Below are 2,492 nucleotides of genomic sequence, written 5' to 3' on the forward strand. Positions count from 1 at the left end.
CCCCGCCACGCCCCCCGCCCCCGCCAGCGCATAGCCCAGCTTGCGGCTGCGTTCCACACCGCGCTGCAGCTTGAGCAGGCTGAGCCCACTGCCCTCGTATTCTCCGCGGTGCCGCTCAAAGTGCGCTGCGATTTCCTCGTCGCTCAGTTTGGCCAGCAGCGCCATGCTGGCGGTACCCTGTCCCAGCAGCCGCGTGCTCCCCGTGAGCAGGTGGAAATGCTGCACCCGGTGGCTGCCTTCCTCGGCATGCATGCAATAGCCGTGGTCGCCAATGCGCACGATCAGGAACACCGTGTCGCCGGTCTTGCGCGCCAGCGCCTTCATGCGCGTGGCGCAAGCGCTGGCCAGCGGCGAGCGGTTCATGGTGCGCAGGCCCATCGCCATGGCCGCCATGCCCAACCGGTAGCGCTTTCCCTGTTCATCCTGCCCGGCAAAGCCGGCGTGGGTGAGGTAACGCAGCATGCGGTGGGCAGTGGTGCGGTCGATGCCGGTCTGCGCCACTAGTTGCGGCAGAGTCAGCCCGGTTTCATGGTGCTCGGCCAGCAGGCATAGCAGGTTGAACGCTCGATCCAGGCTCTGGACACCTGGCATGGGAGGGGAGGCTGGCCGGGCAAGGAGGGCGGGTGGGGTGGGCATGGCGGGCAGGCGTGGCATCCGGAGGTGCGTCAAAGGCGGGTTTGTGCACATTATGCACAAATCGCGAGTTTGAGCTTGTCGCGCGCCGGCGCCTGGTTTGCAATCGATGCATTCCTTGTCCCTTGCCGAGCGCCATGCTTCCCATCGAGTCCCGGATCGATTCCGCCAGTCCCGCCTTCGCCAGCCAGCGCACCGGCATGCAAGCCCTGATCGAGCGCTTGCGCGCGCTGGAGCAGCGCGCCGCCGCTGCCTCTGAACGTTCCCGCCCCGCCTTCGCCAAGCGCGGCGCACTGCTGCCGCGCGAGCGCCTGGCCCGGCTGCTGGATCCCGCCTCCGCCTTCCTGCCGATCGCCAACCTGGCGGGCTACGGCATGGACGATCCCAACCACGACACCTCCATCCCCGGCGGCTCGCTGGTGGCCGGCATCGGCTTTGTCCGCGGCGTGCGGGCGATGGTGGTGGCGACGGACTCCGGCATCGACGCCGGCGCCATGACCGAAGGCGGCAACCTCAAGCTGATGCGATGCCAGGAAATCGCGCTGGAGAATCGCCTGCCCTTTATCCATCTGGTCGAGTCCGCCGGGGCCAACCTGCGCAAGTACCGCGTCGACAAGTTCGTGCGCGGCGGCGGCATCTTCTACAACCTGGCGCGGTTGTCCGCCGCCGGGCTGCCGGTGATCACCGTGGTGCACGGCTCGTCCACCGCCGGCGGCGCCTATATGCCAGGCCTGTCCGATTACGTGGTGATGGTACGCGGCCGTGCCCGCGCCTTCCTGGCCGGGCCGCCGCTGCTCAAGGCTGCCACCGGCGAGATCGCCACAGACGAGGAACTGGGCGGCGCCGACCTGCACGCGACCGTCAGCGGCCTGGCGGAGTTCGTAGCCGAGGACGACGAGCACGCCATTGCCCTGGCGCGCGACGTGGTGGCCAGCCTGGACTGGCCGGCCGTGGTGCCGCGCCTGCCCCAGCCCGTCCATCCGCCGTGCCTGGACGCGGGCGAGCTGGATGGCGTGATGACGCTGGACGTGAAGAAGCCTGTGGATATGCTGGAGATCATCGGCCGCGTCGTCGACGATTCCGCCTGGCTGCCGTTCAAGCCGGATTACGGACCGGCCACGGTGTGCGGCCGCGGCCGCATCGAAGGGCACGCGGTGGGCTTCATCAGCAACAACGGCCCGATCGATCCGGCCGGCGCGACCAAGGCCGCGCAGTTTATCCAGGCATGCAACCAGAGCGGCACGCCCATCGTGTTCCTGCAGAACACCACCGGCTTTATCGTCGGCCGCGCCTCGGAAGAGGCCGGCATGATCAAGCACGGCGCCAAGATGATCCAGGCGCTGTCGAACTCCACCGTGCCGCAGATCACCATCTATTGCGGCGCCTCCTTTGGCGCAGGCAATTTCGGCATGTGCGGCCGTGGCTTCCGCCCGCGCTTCTGCTTCTCCTGGCCCAACGCCCGCACCGCCGTGATGGGCGGCGAGCAAGCCGCTATGACGCTGGAAATCGTGGCGCGGCAGCAAGCCGAGCGCAAAGGCGTAGCGGTGGACGAGGAACGGCTGGCACAGCAGACCGGCGAGATCGTAGCCAACTTCGAGCGCCAGGCCAGCGCCTTCATCACCAGCGGCCTGCTGCTGGACGACGGCGTAATCGACCCGCGCGACACCCGCGCCGTGCTGGCCTTCGTACTGGCCACCGCCCGCGAGGCGGAGGCGCGCACGCCGAGGGCAATGCAGTTTGGCGTGGCCAGGTTCTGAACCCCGTAATAACCAACGCCCCCCGTGTGGGCCCCCCAAGCGATGCGAAGCGAGCCGTCAAGGTGTACCAGGCCGGATCCCGAGGGGGTGTCGCCCCATCCG

Annotated in this window: 2 protein-coding genes; one reads left to right on the top strand and one right to left on the bottom strand. The window is 68.5% G+C overall.

The genetic code is table 11. The annotated features are described in order from the left end of the window. Window positions 1-591: IclR family transcriptional regulator (locus tag CF70_RS07255; RefSeq protein ID WP_035862503.1), on the bottom strand; the 591-nt coding region annotated here is incomplete at its 3' end. Between the two features lie 179 nt (window positions 592-770). On the opposite strand from CF70_RS07255, the gene CF70_RS07260 reads away from it, so the two are divergent. Then, window positions 771-2,390 carry an acyl-CoA carboxylase subunit beta gene (locus CF70_RS07260; RefSeq protein WP_035862504.1) on the top strand — a complete coding sequence of 540 codons (1,620 nt, stop codon included), beginning with the start codon at window positions 771-773 and terminating at the stop codon, window positions 2,388-2,390. Window positions 2,391-2,492: the final 102 nt, after the last annotated feature.

Origin of the sequence: Cupriavidus sp. SK-3, assembly GCF_000611145.1 — a bacterium.
Classification (GTDB): Bacteria; Pseudomonadota; Gammaproteobacteria; order Burkholderiales; family Burkholderiaceae; genus Cupriavidus.